The organism is Bradyrhizobium sp., assembly GCF_049691595.1.
Classification (GTDB): Bacteria; Pseudomonadota; Alphaproteobacteria; order Rhizobiales; family Xanthobacteraceae; genus Bradyrhizobium.
In genome coordinates, this window is the sequence record NZ_JBAVNZ010000429.1 from 1 (window position 1) to 18,306 (window position 18,306).

Sequence of the window (18,306 nt, forward strand, 5' to 3'; positions counted from 1 at the left end):
GTACAATCCGCGACCTTCGCGCGATGGCGACCAGCCGGAGCGAAAATTTGGCGGCGACCGGAAATTCTCCCGTGGCGCGCCGGATCGCAAGGGCGACCGGGCGGATCGCAAGGGCGACCGCGGGGATCGCAAGGGCGACCGGGCCGACCGTGGCCCGCGCAAGGATTTCGGCGACCGTCCGTCCCGCGGCGACTCCAAGCCGTGGCAGAAGCGCGACGCCGGCGCGCCTGACCGCGCGGATCGTAGTCCGCGCCCCTCCCGCGACGGCGCGCGCGATTTCAACCGGCCGAAGTTCGACAAGCCGCGTTACGACAAACCCCGCGACGATCGGGGCGGCGACGAGCGTCCGCGTTTCTCGCGTGCACGCGACGATCGTCCCACTGGCGATCGTCCATCTCGCGATCGTCCAAACTTCGACCGCCCGCGCCGCGACAATGAGGACGACAGCAAGGTATTTGCGAAACGTCCGGCGTTCGGCGGCCGCGGCGCCTATCGCGAGCGCACCGATGACGAGCGGCGTCCGCCACGTCCGCCACGGCAAAAGAAATCCGGCGAGCGCATCGCCAAGGTGGTGTCGCGCGCGGGACTGGCCTCGCGCCGCGACGCCGAGGAATGGATCGTGCAGGGCCGCGTCAGCGTCAACGGCCGCGTGATCAATTCTCCGGCGCTCGACGTCACCGAAAACGATGTCATCACCGTCGACGGCAAGCCATTGCCGCCGCGCGAGCGCACGCGGCTGTTCATGTTCCACAAGCCGCGCGGCCTGATGACCACGCACGCCGACCCCGAGGGGCGGCCGACCGTGTTCGACAATCTGCCGGAAGGCCTGCCGCGGCTGATCAGCGTCGGCCGGCTCGATTTCAACACCGAGGGCCTCTTGCTCTTGACCAATGATGGCGGCCTGGCGCGTGCGCTGGAACTGCCCGACACCGGCTGGCTGCGGCGCTATCGCGTCCGCGCCCATGGCGAGGTGACGCAGGCCCAGCTCGATGAGCTGAAAAAGGGCGTCGAGGTCGACGGCGTCAGATACGGTTCGATCGATGCGACCCTGGAGCGCGACCAGGGCGCCAATGTCTGGCTGGTGTTTGCGATCCGCGAGGGCAAGAATCGCGAGGTCCGCAACGTGATGGCGCATCTCGGCCTCGAGGTGAACCGGCTGATCCGGGTGTCCTACGGTCCGTTCCAGCTGGGGGAACTCACTGAGGGCGAGGTCGAGGAGGTCAAGACCCGCGTGCTGCGCGAGCAGCTCGGCGAAAAGATCGCAATGCTCGCCGGCGCGGATTTCAACCGGCCGATGCCGGGCGAACCCGAGCCCGAAACGGCCGAGCCGGCGCGTGGCAAAAAACCGTTCAAGCCGGCCGGCAAGAGCGGCCTGATCGCCGACCGCAAGGGCCGCCGCGTGCTGGTGCAGCGTACCGGCAGCGAGGAAGCCCGCGCGCGCAACGAGGCCGAGGCCAATGGCTACGGCCCGCCACGCCGCCCACAGCGCGGCTACCACGGCAAGCGTGATCTGAAGCCGCGGGACGAGTAACAGCTAATGCGCGTCGTCGGCGGACGATTGAAGGGCCGCAGCCTCGCCTCGCCGTCGTCGCGCGAGATCCGTCCGACCGCCGACCGTTTGCGCGAATCCGTGTTCAACATCCTGGTCCATGGCTATGACGATCCGATTCAAGACGCGCGCGTGCTCGACCTGTTCGCCGGCACCGGCGCGCTCGGCATCGAAGCCATCTCGCGCGGCGCGGAGTTCACGCTGTTCGTCGACAACGGCGCGGAGGCCCGCGCGCTGTTGCGCAACAATGTCGAGGCGCTCGGCCTCGGCGGCGTCACAAAGGTCTATCGCCGCGACGCCACCAATCTCGGCCCGGCGCATCCGCTCGAGCCGTTCTCGCTGGTGTTTCTCGATCCACCCTACGGCAAGGGGCTCGGCGAAAAGGCGCTGATCTCGTTGCGCGATGGCGGCTGGCTGACGCCGGGTGCGCTGCTGGTGGTGGAGGAAGCCGAGGCCGCGGCCTTCGCTGCGCCGGAAGGTTTCGAGGAGCTGGAGCGGCGCGTTTACGACGATACGGAGTTCGTGTTTTTAAAGGCGGGGAATCTGTAGGTGGGTAAATCGGTCATGTGGACGGAATTGATCAATACACAATCGTGAACTATCCCCGTCATTCCGGGGCGGCGCGCAGCGCCGAGCCCGGAATCCATAACCACGGCTGCCTCTGATAATCCTCTGCCAACTGACATTTGGGGTTATGGATTCCGGGCTCGCGCGAAGGGGCGCGCCCCGGAATGACGATGGCTCGAGGATTACCCTTTCGCAGAGCGAAAGCGTGCCCACCAACGCAGCGAATTCGCGTGATGGTGGGCACGGCGCAAGGGCGCCTTTGCCCACTCTACGAAATCGCTGGATCGTCCGCCTTCGCGGACGATGACAGCCTGAAATGTGCAGGCACCATCACCTTCTCCCGAACAGCTTCTCGATGTCCGACAGCTTCAATTCCACATAGGTCGGGCGGCCGTGGTTGCACTGGCCGGAATTCGGCGTGTCTTCCATCTCGCGGAGTAGCGCGTTCATCTCTTCGGGCTTGAGGCGGCGGCCGGCGCGAACCGAGCCGTGGCAGGCCATGGTGGCCGCGACATGCATCAGCCGGCGTTCCAGCGGCAACGCCTCGTCCCATTCCGCCATATGTTCGGCGAGGTCGCGCAGCAGGCCTGCGGCATCGGTCTTGCCGAGCAGCGACGGCGTCTCCCGCACCGCCACCGCGCCGGGGCCAAAGGATTCGATCGCGAGCCCGAACGACCCCAGTTCGTCGGCACGCGCGATCAGCTTCTCCACCGTGGCCTCGTCGAGTTCGACGATGTCGGGAATCAACAGGATCTGCCGCTGCACGCCGTTGCGCGACAGCGAGGCTTTCAGTTTCTCATAGACGATGCGCTCATGCGCGGCGTGCTGGTCGACCACGATCAGGCCGTCGCGGGTCTGCGACACGATATAGGTCGCATGGATCTGCGTCCGCGCCGCGCCAAGCGGGCGATCGAGCCAATCGGCGGTTGGTGCTTCCTGAAAGCGCACGTCAGCCGTCGGCGCGCCGACATCGAACGCGGCCTGGCCCGGTTCGGCGAAGGCCGGCGCCGCTGCGCCTTCGAAGGCCGGCAGCGGACCTGCCGGAAACGCCGGCGAGCGCCGCCAGTCCCAATTGCCGGGGCGGGGCGCGAAGGAAGTGCGGAACGCCGATATGGCCGCGCCGTCGGTATTGGCCGCGGTGCGCCGGCCTTCGCGGGCGAGCCCGTCCTTCAACGCGTGCACGATCAGGGCGCGGACCAGGCCGGCGTTGCGGAACCGCACCTCGGTCTTGGCCGGATGCACGTTGGCGTCGACCTCCTGCGGCTCCAGCGTGACGAACAGCGCCACCACGGGATGACGGTCGCGCGGCAGATAATCGGCATAGGCCGCGCGCACCGCGCCGAGAATGAGCTTGTCGCGCACCGGCCGGCCATTGACGAACAGATACTGGCCGAGCGCGTTCGCGCGGGTCAGCGACGGCGCGGCGGCAAAGCCTTCGACCACGACGCCCTCGCGCTCGGCCCGCACCTCGATGGCGCTGGAACGAAAGTCAGAACCCAGGATATCGCCGAGCCGCGTCAGCCGTCCGGCGGCGCCCGGCAGCGCCGCGGTCCAGGTGACGGGCGCGCGCTCCTCGCCGGCCAGCGTGAAGGCGATGTCGGGCCGCGCCATGGCGAGCCGGCGCACCACTTCGCGGATCGCCTCGGCTTCGGTGCGGTCGGTCTTGAGGAATTTCAGCCGCGCCGGCGTGGCGTAAAAGAGATCGCCGACCTCGACGCGCGTGCCCTGGCCGAGCGCGGCCGGCATGATCGGTGACTTCCGGCCGCCTTCGACCGACAGCGACCATGCATGCGGCTCGCCGCCATGGCGGGTGGTGATGCCGAGTTTGGCGACCGCGCCGATCGAGGGCAGCGCCTCGCCACGGAATCCCAGCGTGCGGATGCGCAGCAGATCCTCGTCGTCGAGCTTGGAGGTGGCATGACGATCGACCGATAGCGCCAGATCGCCGGAGGTCATGCCGCTGCCGTCGTCGGTGACGCCGATGCGCCGCCGCCCGCCGCCATCGGTGAAGATGTCGACCCGGCTGGCGCCGGCATCGATGGCGTTCTCGACCAGTTCCTTGACCACGCTCGCGGGACGTTCGACCACTTCGCCGGCGGCGATGCGGTTGACGACCTGTTCGGGGAGCTGGCGGACCGGCATGGGCTTTCAGGGATCGATTCGAGATGCGTTCCATTCTAGGCCGTATGACGACAAATGCATGGTCCGAAAACGCAAAGCTTTTCATGATCGGGAAGGCGCACGTCTATCATGCTGAAGACATTGATGTTCAGCGTCGATTGCGCGAGTGGCCTGACCGCATGGGTTACCCCCCGCTACCCCCCGAATTGCAATTGTTAGGCCGGGCCGGCGGGTATATCGTCGCCCAAAACGAGAACATCACGGGAGGAATACCATGTGCCATTTGTTCGCGCACCAGCCTGAACGCGACTATGAATCGCAGACCCGATCGCTGCGGATCGATGGCCAAGGCACCTCGATCCGGCTGGAAATGGCGTTCTGGGACACGCTGGAGGAGATCGCGGCGAAGGAGGAGATGAGTCTCGCGAAGTTCCTGACCACGCTGCATCGCGAAGTTCTCGATCACCATGGCGAGGTGAATAACTTCGCATCGCTGCTGCGCTGTTCCTGTCTGATTTACCGTTCCAGGAGCATCGCCGCCGTTCCGAACTTCCGTAGCGACGCAGCGCCAATTCTCGACGCGGCCGAATAGATTCCGGCTTCGGAAAAATCCCTGCTGATATCGAACAAAAGCGGCTCCGTCCGGTGCTGGACGGAGCCGCATTTTTTGAAGACGGTCAGATTTCCTTCCTCTGCATCGCACCTGCGATATGGTCCGCCTGGCGGATCGCCAGTGAAACGATCGTCAGGGTCGGGTTGCAGGCCGCGCCGCTGGTGAACTGGCTGCCGTCGGACACGAACAGGTTCTTGATGTCGTGGGTCTGGCCGAACTTGTTCACCACGCCATCCCTGGGCTTCTCGCTCATGCGATTGGTGCCCATGTTGTGGGTGCTGGGGTAGGGCGGCGTCGGATAGGTCACGGTGGCGCCGACGGCATCATAGACCGCGGCGCCCTGCTTGTAGGCATGATCGCGCATCGCGACGTCGTTGGGGTGGTCGTCGAAATGCACGCTCGCGACCGGCATGCCGTATTTGTCCTTGGCTTTCGGATCGAGCGTGATGCGGTTGGTTTCCTGCGGCATGTCCTCGCCGACCAGCCACATGCCGGCCATCCGCGGATAGGCTTCCATCGCGCTCGAGAACGGCCGTCCCCACCCGCCCGGGTTCAGGAACGCCGCCATGAAGGGCACGCCGACCGACAGCGTCTCCATTTCGTAGCCGCCGACGAAGCCGCGCTTCGGGTCGTTCTTGGCCTCGTCGCGGATGATGCCGGCCATGGTGGTGCCGCGATACATGTGCACGGATTTTTCGAACGCCGCATAGACGCTGCCGGTCATGTGCCGCATGTAGTTGCGGCCGACCTGCCCGGACGAATTGGCAAGACCGTCCGGGAACGTGCTGGAGGCGCTGTTGAGCAGCAAACGCGGACTCTCGATCGAATTGCCGGCGACCGCGACCACCCGCGCCTTCTGGCGTTGCATGGCGCCGGCCGCGTCGGCGTAGACGACGCCGGTGACCTTGCCCGATGCGTCGTGCTCGATCTTGACCGCCATGCTGTTGGGACGCACCTCGAGATTCCCGGTCGCTTCGCCCTTGGGGATTTCGGCGTAGAGCGTCGACCACTTCGCCCCCGACTTGCAGCCCTGGAAGCAGAAGCCGATCTGCTGGCAGGCGCCGCGTCCGTCGCGCGGCTCGGAGTTGATGGCCATGTTGCCGGTGTGCACGGTCTTGTAGCCGAGCTTCCTGGCGCCGGCTTCCAGCACCTTGAAATTGTTGTTGCCGGGCAGGCCGGGGATGCCGTTGGTTCGGGTCACGCCCATCTTGTCTTCGGCCTTGGCGTACCACGGCTCCATCTCGGCGAGCGTGATCGGCCAGTCCAAAAGGTTGGCGCCGGGCATGCCGCCATAGGTGCTCTTGATCCTGAACTCGTGCTCGTCGAAGCGCAGCGATGCGCCGGCCCAGTGCGTCGTCGAACCGCCGACCGCCTTGACGATCCAGGCCGGAAGATTGGCGAAGTCCCTGGCGACGCGCCAGCTTCCCGACGTCGTGCGCATGTCGGTCCAGGCGAGCTGGGTGAAGCTCTCCCATTCGTCATTGATGAAGTCCTGATTCTCGACGCGCGCGCCGGCTTCCAGGATGACGACCTTGACGCCCTTCTGCGCGAGCTCGTTGCCAAGCGTTCCGCCGCCGGCGCCGGAGCCCACGATCACGACCACACCGCTGTCATTCAGATCGAATTTAGCCATTGGAATTCCTCCTCACCGTTTCGTTGCCCAACTCGCAAGCCTCTGGAGGCCCTAGACCTTGGGGAGCCAGTCGATATCGGCGAAGCCGCGCTTGATGTAGCCGCCATATTCGGCCGAGGAGCCTTCGTAGCCGAACTTCGGCCACAGCTCTTTCTGGTTGTAGAGCGACACCACCAGATCGCCGCGGATCTTCTGGAAGAACGCGGTCTGCTCGATGCGCTGCAGCAGCGCGACGCGATCGGCTTCCCACGGCACCTGCGCGTAGGGAACCTTGTGACGGTCGTTGGCATCCTGATCGAGCCTGGTCACGCCGTCGTTGATCAGCGCTTTTGTGGCCGGGTCTTTCGCCGCCTTGCCGTCCCAGGGCTTGACCGCGGTGATGTAGTAGCTGTCGCCCAGGAAATCGTGCGGATAGATATCGCGTGCGACTTTCACCAGTGTCTTCAGCGTTGCCGGCGAGAGCGCCGCGGCGTCATCGGCCCAGGCGTCCTCGATCCCCAGCCCCGCGCCTGTCGCGATCGCAACCGTCGGAACCGCGGTTGCCGCGCCCTGGAGAAAGGTTCGGCGATTAAATTTGCTTCGACGATCGACTTCTCTCATGGCTGTCCTCCATTGAACGTTTGTTGATTGCGATTAACCGAAGCGGCCGCCCTTCTGGATCACCTCGATCTTGTAACCATCGGGGTCGGCCACGAAGAAAAAACGCGCCAGCGTCTTGCCGTCATGCTTGAAGTCGCGCAGCGCCCCCGGCGACAGTTTTTCCCGCTCGAATCTTGCGTGTTCGGCATCGACATCATCGACGATGACGGCGAGATGGCCGTAGCCGTCGCCGAGCGAATAGGGCTCCTTGCGATCGAAATTGACGGTGAGCTCGACCTCGAATGGCGAGGAGGGATGACGCAGATAGATCAGCGCGAAATCGTCGAATTTGAGATGATCGGCGACTTCGAGCCCGAAGGCGCGGGCGTAAAAATCCAGCGACTTCGCCTCGTCGAGCACGCGGATCATCGAGTGAACGGGTTTTGCCATTCAGTTCAATTCCCTGAGGTAGGCGATGATGGCGGCGCGGGTCTCCGGCTTCGACTGCCGGTAGGCCATCACGGCGCCGGGGATGATCTCCTGCGGGTTGGACAGCCAGGCGTCCAGCCTGGCATCGTCCCAGACGAAGTCGGCCTTCGCAAAGCCCGGTGAATAGCGGAAGCCGTCCGCCTTGCCGGCCGGCCGGCCGACGATCCCGGCCAGCGACGGCCCTTGACGGACAGGCTCGGCCGGATCGGTGGTATGGCACGTCCCGCATTGCTGCTTGTAAAGCGTCGCGCCATCCGGCGGTTTTGCGGCCGGCAGCGGCATTTGCGCGTCGGCCGCCTTCACGATGAGCAACGCACCGCAAAATCCCAGCCCGATTGCCTGTGTCACGCGCAGCCTGGTCATCGGTGTCACCGTCAGCATGCACAGAGATTAGGTCGCGGCAAACAGGCGGTGGTAGTAGCGGGCTGTTTCAGCGCAGAACAAAAGCGGCGGGCGGCTGGCCAATAGATGGCTGAAAAAGCCGGCGGCCCGCGACCCGAAATCCCCGCCGGGCGGCGCTATCGGACCTGAGCATCCGGGTTATCTTGCTGGAATCGAACGAGTTGTGGTGTCTGGTCGACAGAATTCCGCCGGCTGCCCACGGCAGACCCTCAATCGTCGAAGCGACTTCCGCGCTTCGCCTTGACGTCGCCGCGGCGCTTCTTGCCTTCCAGCCGCCGCTGCTTCGATCCGAAGGTCGGCTTGGTCGGCCGGCGCGGCGTCGGTCTGATCGCTGCCTCGCGCAGCAGTCCGAGCAGGCGGTCGATGGCATCGGCGCGGTTGCGCTCCTGGGTGCGGAAGCGCTGGGCGTGGATCACGATCACGCCGTCCTTGGTCATGCGCTGGCCGGCCAGCCGGTTGAGCCGCGCCACGGCGTCGTCGGGAAGCGAGATCTTCCGGGTGTCGAAACGCAGTTGAGCCGCGGTCGCAAGCTTGTTGACATTCTGGCCGCCCGGACCGGAGGCGCGGACGAAGCCGATCTCGATATCGTTCTCGTCGATCGTGAGGTCGCGGCCAACCCGCAGCATGGCATCACCGGAGGAATGAGAATCGGCGACCCCAGGATAGCGGTTTTGCGGGTGAGGCTGAAGGACGGGGGATACGTGCCCCGGATGCAGCGCAGCGCGCCGCTCTTCGCGGCGTGGTGAGCTGCTGATCCGGGGTCGATGGCCGCGCGATAGAAGGTGGATCCCGGCTCTGCGGTGCACCGCCAAAAGAGGCGCTGCACCGCGTCCGGGACACGAACCTGGTTCTAATTCGCGGTCGGCGGCGCCGCGGCGGGCTGGGCGGCGGCCTGCGGGGCGCGGCCGACGATCACGGTGAGCAGGCCCTGGCCCCACAGCCGTTGCGCGGCCTTTTTAGCGTCGTTGAGCGTCACCGCGTCGATGATGGCGTTGCGCTTCTCGATATAGTCGATCGGCAGCCTGTCGAGCTGGTATTGCAGCAGGGCCTGGGCAAGCTTCGAGGAGGTATCGAGCGCCAGCATCTGCGAGCCCTTCAGGTAGGATTTGGCCTCGTCCAGCTCTTTCTGGGTCGGGCCTTCCTCGGCGATGCGGCGGATTTCCTGCTCGATCGCATCGACGGTTTCGCCGGCGCGGTCGGCGCGGGTGCCGGTGTTGCCGATAAACAGCGCGGAGCGGTCCATCCACATGAGGGTTTCATAGACCGAATAGGCGAGACCGCGCTTCTCGCGGACCTCGCGATAGAGCCGGGACGACGACCCGCCGCCGAGGATGTGGTTCACGACAAAACCGGCCATGAAGTCCGGATCGTGGCGGCGGATGCCCGGGCCGCCGAACGTCACCACGGTCTGCGGCACGTCGAGCGGAATGAAGGCGCGCTGCGGCGGCTTGGCGGCCGCGACTTCGGCGACCGCGGCAAGGTTGGCTTTGGCGGGCAGGCTGCCAAACGTCTTGTCGAGCAGTTTGCCGAGCGTGTCGGCATCGACATCGCCGACCACGGCGACCCGCAGCGTATCCTTGGCGATCACGCGGCGGACATAATCCTTGAGATCGGCGACGTCGATCTTCGGCACGCTGTCCAGGGTGCCGGTCGATGGCCGGCCATAGGGATGATCGCCGCCGAAGGCGACTTCGAGGAATTTCCGGCCGGCAAGCGCGGTCGGGCTGGTCGAGTCGCGGCGCAGGCCGGAAACCATCTGCGCACGAATCCGTTCGACGTCGGTCGGGTCGAAATGCGCCGAGGTCAGCGCCATCCGCAGCAGGTCGAAGGCTTCGTCCTTGTTGTCCTTGAGCATCCGCAGGCTGCCGCGGAAATAATCCCGCGCCGACGAGAAGCTCAGTTCGATCGCGCGGCGGTCGAGGCGTTCGTGGAAGGTCCTGGAATCGAGATCGCCGGAGCCTTCATCAAGCAGATCGGCGACCATGTTGCCGACGCCGGGCTTGCCCGCCGGATCCTGGCTCGCGCCGCCGCCGAAGGCATATTCCATCGCGATCAGCGGCACGGTGGCGTCCTGCACGAACCAGGCCTCGATGCCGCCGGGCGAGACCAGGCGCTGGATTTTCGCGGCCGCCTGCGATGGCGTCGATGCCAGCGAGGTCAGCGCCGCGCAGGCGACGGCGAGCGATGCGATGCGCCGTGCGCGGGTCAAGAGATGGTTCACGAGCGCTTCTCCTCGGGTTTCGGCGTCGTATCCTTGACCAGGTAGCCGGTCACCGAACGCTTCTTGTCGAGCCATTTCTGCGCGGCGTCGCGGACCTGTTCGGCGGTCACCGCGCGAATCCGGTCCGGCCAGCTTCTGATGTCGTCGATGCCGAGCCCCGTGGTCAGCGCGCCGCCATACCAGCGCGCCAAGGTCGCCTGATTGTCCTGGGCGTAGATCGCCTCCGCGATCAGTTGCGTCTTGACCCGTTCGAGATCCTCGGCGCGGGCGCTGTTTTGCGCCACATCGGCGATCACCTTGTCGATCACCTGCTCCAGTTGCGAAAACTCCACGCCGGGTTTTGGCGTAACCGAGATCGAGAATTGCGATGGATCGAGCGAGGTGCCCTGATAGCCGGCGCCGGCGCTGATCGCGAGCGGGCGGTCGATCACCAGCGCGCGATAAAGGTAGGAGTTGGCGCCGCCGCCCATCAACTGCGCGAGCACGTCGAGCGCCGGGCTTTCGCCCGCCGCGGCCGTGGGGGCGGACGGAACGAGGTAGTAGCGCCGCCAGCCGGGCTGTTCGACGCGCGGATCGGATAGCGTCACGGTGCGCGGCGCCGCCGGTACCGGCTCCTGCGGACGGACGCGCTTCACGGGGATGGCGGGCTGCGCCGGGATTTCGCCGAAGGTCCGCTCCACCACCGGGCGGATGTCGCTGGCGTCGACGTCGCCGGCAATGATCAGGATCGCGTTGTTCGGCGCGTAGAAACGCCGGTAGAACGCCAGCGCATCCTCGCGGTCGAGCTTCTCGATCTCCTGGCGCCAGCCGATCACCGGGCGGCCATAGGGGTGATTGAGATACAGCGCCGCCATGATCTGCTCGGTCAGCCGCGCGTCCGGATTGTTGGCGACCCGCATGTTGAACTCCTCGAGCACGACGTCGCGCTCGGGCAGCACGTTCTCGTCCTTGAGGATGAGGCCGGTCATGCGGTCGGCCTCGAACTCCATCATGGTGCCGAGCTGCTCGCGCGGCACGCGCTGGAAGTAGCCGGTGTAGTCGACCGAGGTGAAGGCGTTCTCGTTGCCGCCGATCCGCAGTACGGTCTGGGAGAATTCGCCGGCGGGATGCTGGCTGGTGCCCTTGAACATCAAATGCTCGAGAAAATGCGCCAGTCCCGACTTGCCCGGCGTCTCGTCGGCGGAGCCGACCTTGTACCAGATCATCTGCGTCACCACCGGGGTGCGGTGATCGGGGATCACCACCACCTGCAGCCCGTTACCGAGGGTAAAGCTGGCGGGGCGTTCCGAGGTGACCGTGGTCTGTGCGCGCACGCCGCCGGTCGGGAGCGCAAGCGCCGGGACGAGTGCGGCGAGGAGAGCAACAGCTAGGCGGTGCGAGGACATCTTGATCCTTGTGAGAGCCCGAACGAGAGCATCCGAAATGGCAATGCGGCATCATACAGCGCGCGGGTCACGCTGGCCGTCACGAAGCAGAGAGAAAAGCGTCTGGCTGGCCCTCACGGCGAGGAGGCGGCGCGGATGTCGGCGTCAGCGCTCCTTGCCGGACATGATGTCGTATTGCTTGTTCAGCGATTCGGCCGGCCCGGTGCCGTAGGCATAGTTCGGCGAGGGCGTCTGGTATCCGGACGGCGGCTCGACCAGCGACTGCCGCGGCGGCTCGCCCTTGAACTCCGCCGACTCGGCCTTGTTGCCCTTGAACAGGCCGAACAGGTTGCCCTCGAACCCGAGCTGGGACGGGCTCAGCATCGGACTGTTGCTGACGCCCGGCTGGAGCGGATCGTTGCTGGTGCGGGCGGGAGCGGCGGTCCGGCCGACGTTGAGTTCGCTCGGCGTGAGCAGGCGGGCGGCTTCAGTCGGGCTTGGCTTGTCGCTCTTCTTCCTGGCTGCGATCGCCGCCTTGCGGCGCGCTTCGTCGGGATCCTTGGGCCAGTTCGGCGCCTTCACTTCGGCCGCGGCGGCGGCCGGCGGCGGCAGGTCGATCTTGGGAGGCACCACCAGCGGGGAGCGTTCGCGATACTCGATGCCGCGGTTTTCCATGTTGGTGCCGCCGATGCCGCGCATGATGCCATCGATGATCTTTTCCTCGAAGGTCTTGTCGTCCTCATCCTCATCGTCGGCGGCACGCACCGGGCCGGCGGCCATGACAAGGCCAATGCCGAGACCGACGACGGCCAGACGCAGGCCGCGCGTCAGCGTTTTCGAAAGGGCCGGCGAGGGGTCCTGCACACTCCGGCCGCTGGCTTCGGTGTCGGGCATTACGCTGTTCCTGTCTCAAATTTCCGAAAGGCGCACGCCGTCTGAAAGCGCGATGCCCTTCCGGCAAGCAACATACCATTTTACGGCTTCGTATCGGCCGGGATCAGGGCGCTTTTGCGGCGGCTACCCCGCTGAAGGAATCATACAATAGGGCCGCAACCCCGGCAACAATGGCCACATCCGCCAGGTTAAACACGTACCAATTGAGGGTTTTCCCGCCGATCTGGACGTGGAACAGGGCGAAATCGACCACCGCGCCATAGGCGAAGCGATCGATGGCGTTGCCGATCGCGCCGCCGATGATCAGGCCCAGTGCCAGCGTGGCCAGCAGGGTCCGCGACCGCGCCATCCAGATCGCCAGAACCAGCACGGCGGCCGCCTTGACCGCCATCAGCGCCATCTGGGCGGCCGGGCTCTCGCTCTGGAACCAGCCGAAACTGATCCCGACATTCCAGGCCAGTACCAGGTCGAAAAACGGCGTGACCTCGACCTTGCCGCGACCGGCGATGTCGAACACGAACAATAGCCAGAGCTTGGAGGCCTGGTCGATCGCAAGCGTCACGATCCCTGCGATCATTCCGGCGCGGAGGTGGGAGCTGCGAAAGCGTTCCATGCCCGACAATTATTTGGCCTTGTTGTTTTTCTTTTTGGCTTTTCTTGCGGGTTTTTTTCCCGGCTTTTCGGCGGCCTTTTTCTTCGTTGTCTTTTTTGCTGCTTTCTTTTTGGCGCTCGTCGGAGGGGTCGCCTTCCTGGCTGCTTTCTTTTTCGCAAGCTTCTTCTTCACGCGGCCGTCAGAGACGGACGTCCCGGACGACTTTTTGCCTTTGCGGGATGTCTTTCCGGTTTTCCTTCTGGAAGGGCTTTTCTTCGCGGGAGCGGCCTCGATCGGCCTCGTTTCGATCTCCGGCTTTTCCGAAGCTTCCGTTGCAGCGACAGGGGTATCAACCGTTTTCTCCGGCATCGAAACTGGAGGCATCTGCACGGCGGATCCTCCGTCCAGCGCCTTCCATTCGCGCAGCGCCTGGGCGTCGCGCGGCGAGACGTCGGGATATTCGGCATCTTCGCCCACGGTCGGCAGGATCTTCCAGGATCGCGCGCATTTGGTACCGACGGCTTTTTCTACCACCACCGCCACGCCCTCGACGTCGCCGAGCCTGAACGCCGTGGCCGGCGCGTCGTCATTGGTCACCATCGCGTTCGAGGTGATGCAGATCTCGGCCAGATCGACGTCGAACAGCGTGTCGAAGATGTTGTTGTCCGACACATAGACCAGCGGCGAGGCCTCCAGCGACGAGCCGATATTCTTGGCGGCGCGTTCGAGTTCGAGCGCGCCGGTCACGACGCGGCGAACCTGGCGGATGGTTTCCCATTTCGCGGCAAGCCGGTCGTCGTGGAATCTTTCCAGACCTCGCGGAAACAGCGTCAGGTGCACCGATGGCTCGGCGTCGGGCTTGTACATTCGCCATGCCTCGTCGCAGGTGAAGCTCAGCACCGGCGCCAGCCAGCGCAGGATCGCATCGCACAGCATATCGATCGTGGTCAGCGCCGCCTTGCGCGCGAGCGAGGACGGCGCGTCGCAGTAGAGCGTGTCCTTGCGGATGTCGAAATAGAACGCCGACAGTTCGGTGTTCATGAAGGCCGACAGGCTCGCGACCACCGTCTTGTAGTCGAATTCCGCATAAGCCTGGCGCACGATGGCGGATTGCCGTGCGAGTTCGTGCAGCATCAGCCGTTCCAGCTCGGGCATGTCAGCGGGCGCGACGGTATCGCCCGGTGTGAGGTGATGCAGCGTGCCGAGCATCCAGCGGATCGAGTTGCGCAGCTTGCGATAGGTCTCGATGGTGTTTTTGAGGATCTCGGGGCCGATGCGCTGGTCGTCGGCATAGTCGGTGGCGCAGACCCACAGCCGCAATATATCGGCGCCCGACTGCGCCATCACCTGTTGCGGCTCGACGGTGTTGCCGAGCGACTTTGACATCTTGCGGCCGTTCTCGTCGAGCGTGAAGCCGTGGGTCAGCACCACGTCATAGGGCGCGCGGCCGCGGGTGCCGCAGCTTTCCAGCAGCGAGGAATGAAACCAGCCGCGATGCTGGTCGCTTCCTTCCAGATACATCACGGTATCGGTGCCGCCATCGACCTTGCGCCTGATGCCGGCCAGCCCCGGGAAATGCACGGGATCGTCCAGCACGAAGGCATGGGTGGAGCCGGAATCGAACCAGACGTCGCAGATGTCGTCGACCTTGTTCCATTCCTCGTTGGCGCGGTGCCCAAGAAAGCGCTCGCGCGCGCCGTCCATGTACCAGGCGTCGGCGCCTTCCTGTTCGAAGGCATCGGCGATGCGGCTGTTGACGGCCTCGTCCTGCAGGATCTCAGCCGAGCCGTCGGCCTTTTCGCGCACGAACACGGCGATCGGCACGCCCCAGGCGCGCTGGCGCGAGATCACCCAGTCCGGGCGGCCCGCGATCATGCCGTTGATGCGGTTCTGTCCCGCCGGCGGCACCCATTGCGTCACCGAGATCGCATGCAGCGCGCGGGCGCGCAGCGTATCGCCGGGCCTTGTCTTCCCGTCGATTGCAATGTCCATCGCTCCGGGCTTGCCCGGCGCGTCCACAATGGGTTTGTCCATCGCGATGAACCATTGCGGCGTGTTGCGGAAGATCACCGGCTTCTTCGAGCGCCAGGAATGCGGATACTGATGCTTCAGCCGCCCGCGCGCCAGCAGCATGCCGGCCTCGATCAGGGCCTTGATCACCGCCTCGTTGGCGTTGCCCTTCTCGCCCTTGTCGTTGATGACGCGCTTTCCGGTGAAACCCGGCGCGTGATCGGTGAAGGCGCCGTTCTCGTCCACGGTGTAGGGGATGGTGGTGTTGATGCCGCGCGCCTCCAGTTCGCGCGCATTCGCCGTCCAGACATCAAAATCCTCGCGGCCGTGGCCGGGCGCGGTGTGGACAAAGCCGGTGCCGGTATCGTCGGTGACGTGCTCGCCTGCCAGAAGCGGGACGGTGAATTCGTACCCGTCGGAAAAACCTTTCAGCGGATGGGCGCATTCCACCGCGTCAAGGGTATCGGCTGGCAAGTCGCGTACTTTTTCATATGCCGTGACCCGCGCCTGCCGGAACACGCTTTCCGCGAGCGCATCGGCCAGGATCAGGAGATCGCCGGTTTTGGCCCAATTATCGGCGGGCGCATCGGTGACCCGATAGAGTCCGTAGGCGATCTTCGGTGAAAAGCTGATGGCGCGGTTGCCGGGCAGCGTCCACGGCGTCGTGGTCCAGATCACGACGCTGGCATTGGCCAGCGCGCCATGCGCCGGTGACGTCACCGGAAACTTCACCCACACCATGTCCGAGGTGTAATCCTCGTACTCCACCTCGGCTTCCGCCAGCGCAGTCTTTTCGACCACGCTCCACATCACCGGCTTGGAGCCGCGATAGAGCAGGCCGTTGGCGGCGAATTTCATCAGCTCGCGTGCGATCTGGGCTTCGGCCGGATAGCTCATGGTCGCGTAGGGATGATCCCAGTCGCCGATGATGCCGAGCCGCTTGAATTCCTCGCGCTGCACGTTCAACCAGTGTGTCGCATAGGCGCGGCATTCCTTCCGGAACGCCACCATCGCGGTGGAGTCGCGGAAATCCGGCTTCGGCCTGCCCCTGGAGCGGTAGTTCTCCTCCTCGATCTTCCATTCGATCGGCAGGCCGTGGCAGTCCCAGCCCGGCACATAATTGGAATCGAAGCCCAGCATCTGCTGGCTCCTGGTCACGACATCCTTGAGGATCTTGTTCAGGGAATGCCCGATATGGATGTTGCCGTTGGCGTAGGGCGGGCCGTCATGGAGGACGAATTTGGCACGGCCGCGCGCGGCTTCCCGCAAGCGGCCATAGAGGCCGATCGCGTTCCAGTATTTCAGGATTTCCGGCTCGCGCTGCGGCAGCCCGGCGCGCATCGGGAATTCAGTCCGCGGCAGGAACAGGGTTTTGGAATAATCGGTGGCGTCGGGTTTTTGCGGTTTTTCGGACATAAGGCTCTGGTCTGGCTCGGAGGGGCGCGAGATACGCGCTTCATTCGCGGGTGAACGAGGAAAATCCCGGTCTTGCGCCGAGCCGAAGCTCAGGCGGAAGCCGGGCCGGCCGAAGCTCAGGCGGAAGCCGGGCCGCTAATGCTGATGGTGCGCCGCGCAAACATGGGGCATTCCATAGCAGCCAGCCGGGGAATCGCAAAGCCCCGCTATGGGTTCAGTCGATCGCCCCGAGCCTTGGAAACGCATCGGGCGCTGCCGCCAGCGCGGCACGGGCGCGGGCGCTGTCGTCGTCCATCTGGCGCACCAGCGCCTCGATGGAGCCGAACTTCAATTCGTCGCGGATGAATTCGATGAAGGCGATGTCGAGCATCGCGCCGTACAGATCGCCCTTGAAGTCGAACAAAAACACTTCCAGCAGCGGCGCGCCATTGTCGAAGGTCGGGCGGCGGCCAAAGCTGGCGACGCCATCGATGCGCTCGGTACCGCGGCCGACCCGCACCGCATAGATGCCGTGCTTCAGGCCGCAATTCCTGTCGAGCCGGATATTGGCGGTCGGATAGCCGAGATCGCGGCCGCGCTTGTCGCCATGGATCACCGTGCCGGTCACGAACCACGGGCCGCCCAGCATGGCGGTGGCGGCCGCGATCTGACCCTCCGCCAGCGCCATGCGGATGGCGCTGGAGGACACCGGCCGCTCCTCGATATCGACATGGGCCTGAACGTCGACCTCGATGCCGAGACGGGGCGCCTCGCTGACCAGCAGGCTCGGCGAGCCGACCCTGCCTTTGCCGAAATGAAAGTCATAGCCGACCGCGATCCCGCTGATGCCGAGCCGCTCGATCAGGTCATGGTGAATGAAATCCTGCGCGCTGGTCCCGGCGCGGGTCTTGTCGAAGGTCATGACCACGGCGCCTGCGAGGCCCGTTCCGGCCAGAAGCCGCAGCTTGCCGATCGCGTCGGAGAGACGGAATTGCGGGCTGTTCGGGCTGAAAAAGCTGCGCGGATGCGGCTCGAATGTCACCGCCAGCGCCGGCTTGCCATGGACCCGGCCCATCCGCAGGGCGGCCGCGATGACGGCGCGGTGGCCGAGATGGACGCCGTCGAAATTGCCCATCGCCACCACCGCCCCCTTGGGGATCGCGGCCGCGGGGGTGGTGTCGCGGATAACGGTAAAGCCAGTCGTCATTTCGGAAAATCTTGGTCTCGATGGATGCGGCCGGACCGTGACTTGGCCGCGACGGCGAAGTCAAGCGGGAGGCCGGCTTCCATGCGGCGGCCACGGGGTTAACGGGCTGTTTAACGCCTGATGCTAGTGGTTGGCGGACTGCGGGTCGCAGAGGCCCGTCGGTTTTGTGGCGTCAGCGTTGTGCGGGGAGGAGTGAAGATGGCGGTTGATCTGTCGATGTCGGTTCTGGTGGTCGATGACTACAGCACCATGATCCGCATCATCCGAAATCTTCTGAAGCAGCTCGGCTTCGACAATATCGACGATGCCAGCGACGGCTCGGCGGCGCTGAACAAGATGCGCGGCAAGAAATACGGGCTCGTGATCTCCGACTGGAACATGGAGCCGATGACGGGCTATGACCTGCTCAAGGAAGTCCGCGCCGATCCGAATCTCGCCACCACGCCTTTCATCATGATCACGGCGGAATCCAAGACCGAGAACGTGATCGCCGCCAAGAAGGCCGGCGTCAACAATTACATCGTCAAGCCGTTCAACGCCGCCACGCTGAAGACCAAGATCGAGGCGGTCTTCCCGGACATGGCGACGGCGTAGGGCTTTTTTCTTACCTCGCCCCGCTTGCGGGGAGAGGTCGTCCGGCGAAGCGCAGCGAAGCCGGGCGGATGAGGGG

16 protein-coding genes are annotated in these 18,306 nt (G+C 65.1%); 4 read left to right on the forward strand and 12 right to left on the reverse strand.

Going from position 1 to position 18,306, the window contains the following annotated elements:
* Nucleotides 1-1,531 (forward strand): pseudouridine synthase (locus tag WCE35_RS18270; RefSeq protein ID WP_424594733.1); only part of this gene is annotated, 1,531 nt, incomplete at its 5' end.
* A 6-nt stretch (nucleotides 1,532-1,537) separates the two neighbouring features.
* Complete coding sequence (rsmD, locus tag WCE35_RS18275) at nucleotides 1,538-2,098, forward strand: 16S rRNA (guanine(966)-N(2))-methyltransferase RsmD (RefSeq protein WP_424594734.1); 561 nt, start codon at nucleotides 1,538-1,540, stop codon at nucleotides 2,096-2,098.
* Nucleotides 2,099-2,446: 348 nt separating this feature from the next.
* On the opposite strand, the gene mutL is transcribed toward rsmD, so the two are convergent.
* On the reverse strand, nucleotides 2,447-4,258 hold the full coding sequence (gene mutL, locus WCE35_RS18280; protein ID WP_424594735.1) for a DNA mismatch repair endonuclease MutL: 1,812 nt from the start codon (nucleotides 4,256-4,258) through the stop codon (nucleotides 2,447-2,449).
* Nucleotides 4,259-4,511: 253 nt separating this feature from the next.
* Between mutL and WCE35_RS18285 the strand changes: the two genes are divergently transcribed.
* The gene (locus WCE35_RS18285) at nucleotides 4,512-4,829 is read left to right on the forward strand and encodes a ribbon-helix-helix domain-containing protein (RefSeq protein WP_424594736.1); all 318 of its coding nucleotides are present in this window, start codon (nucleotides 4,512-4,514) and stop codon (nucleotides 4,827-4,829) included.
* A gap of 85 nt (nucleotides 4,830-4,914) precedes the next feature.
* On the opposite strand, the gene WCE35_RS18290 is transcribed toward WCE35_RS18285, so the two are convergent.
* From WCE35_RS18290 to WCE35_RS18340, 11 genes are all read right to left on the reverse strand, one after another.
* Complete coding sequence (locus tag WCE35_RS18290) at nucleotides 4,915-6,483, reverse strand: GMC family oxidoreductase (protein ID WP_424594737.1); 1,569 nt, start codon at nucleotides 6,481-6,483, stop codon at nucleotides 4,915-4,917.
* Nucleotides 6,484-6,534: 51 nt separating this feature from the next.
* The gene (locus WCE35_RS18295) at nucleotides 6,535-7,083 is read right to left on the reverse strand and encodes a gluconate 2-dehydrogenase subunit 3 family protein (protein ID WP_424594738.1); all 549 of its coding nucleotides are present in this window, start codon (nucleotides 7,081-7,083) and stop codon (nucleotides 6,535-6,537) included.
* A gap of 33 nt (nucleotides 7,084-7,116) precedes the next feature.
* Nucleotides 7,117-7,512, reverse strand: a complete 396-nt coding sequence (locus WCE35_RS18300; protein ID WP_424594739.1) for a VOC family protein — start codon at nucleotides 7,510-7,512, stop codon at nucleotides 7,117-7,119.
* Nucleotides 7,513-7,833, reverse strand: a complete 321-nt coding sequence (locus tag WCE35_RS18305) for a c-type cytochrome (RefSeq protein WP_424594748.1) — start codon at nucleotides 7,831-7,833, stop codon at nucleotides 7,513-7,515. It lies immediately after the preceding gene.
* Between the two features lie 329 nt (nucleotides 7,834-8,162).
* Nucleotides 8,163-8,579 carry an alternative ribosome rescue aminoacyl-tRNA hydrolase ArfB gene (arfB, locus tag WCE35_RS18310; RefSeq protein WP_424594740.1) on the reverse strand — a complete coding sequence of 139 codons (417 nt, stop codon included), beginning with the start codon at nucleotides 8,577-8,579 and terminating at the stop codon, nucleotides 8,163-8,165.
* A gap of 224 nt (nucleotides 8,580-8,803) precedes the next feature.
* On the reverse strand, nucleotides 8,804-10,174 hold the full coding sequence (locus WCE35_RS18315) for a M16 family metallopeptidase (protein WP_424594741.1): 1,371 nt from the start codon (nucleotides 10,172-10,174) through the stop codon (nucleotides 8,804-8,806).
* Complete coding sequence (locus tag WCE35_RS18320; protein ID WP_424594742.1) at nucleotides 10,171-11,559, reverse strand: M16 family metallopeptidase; 1,389 nt, start codon at nucleotides 11,557-11,559, stop codon at nucleotides 10,171-10,173. The genes WCE35_RS18315 and WCE35_RS18320 overlap by 4 nt, the downstream gene beginning before the upstream one ends.
* A 144-nt stretch (nucleotides 11,560-11,703) precedes the next feature.
* Nucleotides 11,704-12,432, reverse strand: a complete 729-nt coding sequence (locus WCE35_RS18325) for a hypothetical protein (RefSeq protein ID WP_424594743.1) — start codon at nucleotides 12,430-12,432, stop codon at nucleotides 11,704-11,706.
* A 103-nt stretch (nucleotides 12,433-12,535) separates the two neighbouring features.
* The gene (gene lspA, locus WCE35_RS18330; RefSeq protein WP_424594744.1) at nucleotides 12,536-13,045 is read right to left on the reverse strand and encodes a signal peptidase II; all 510 of its coding nucleotides are present in this window, start codon (nucleotides 13,043-13,045) and stop codon (nucleotides 12,536-12,538) included.
* Nucleotides 13,046-13,054: 9 nt separating this feature from the next.
* Nucleotides 13,055-16,450, reverse strand: coding sequence for an isoleucine--tRNA ligase (gene ileS / locus WCE35_RS18335; RefSeq protein ID WP_424594745.1), 3,396 nt, complete (start codon nucleotides 16,448-16,450; stop codon nucleotides 13,055-13,057).
* 214 nt (nucleotides 16,451-16,664) lie between these two features.
* Complete coding sequence (locus WCE35_RS18340; RefSeq protein WP_424594746.1) at nucleotides 16,665-17,636, reverse strand: bifunctional riboflavin kinase/FAD synthetase; 972 nt, start codon at nucleotides 17,634-17,636, stop codon at nucleotides 16,665-16,667.
* A gap of 198 nt (nucleotides 17,637-17,834) precedes the next feature.
* Between WCE35_RS18340 and WCE35_RS18345 the strand changes: the two genes are divergently transcribed.
* Complete coding sequence (locus tag WCE35_RS18345) at nucleotides 17,835-18,230, forward strand: response regulator (RefSeq protein ID WP_424594747.1); 396 nt, start codon at nucleotides 17,835-17,837, stop codon at nucleotides 18,228-18,230.
* Nucleotides 18,231-18,306: the final 76 nt, after the last annotated feature.